Annotated in this window: 1 rRNA gene; it reads left to right on the forward strand. The window is 52.2% G+C overall.

Features of this window, described 5'->3' with window-relative positions:
- A 23S ribosomal RNA gene (locus KW842_RS27245) occupies positions 1 to 274 on the forward strand; the annotation flags it as partial.

A 274-nucleotide genomic window follows, 5' to 3' on the forward strand; every position in this document is an offset into this window, starting at 1 on the left:
CGAGGCAGAGATGCGTAGCTGATGGGAAGCAGGTTAATATTCCTGCACCGTCGTATGATGCGATGGGGGGACGGATCGCGGAAGGTTGTCTGACTGTTGGAATAGTCAGTTTCTGCTTCATAGAAGGCACTTAGGCAAATCCGGGTGCGTAATTCAAGGGAGTGGGACGAGTGCACTTGTGCACGTAGCAATCGGAAGTGGTTCCAAGAAAAGCCTCTAAGCTTCAGTCATACGAGACCGTACCGCAAACCGACACAGGTGGGCGAGATGAGTA

The sequence above is a fragment of the Duganella sp. sic0402 genome, assembly GCF_019219065.1.
In the GTDB taxonomy this organism is placed as follows: Bacteria; Pseudomonadota; Gammaproteobacteria; order Burkholderiales; family Burkholderiaceae_D; genus Rugamonas.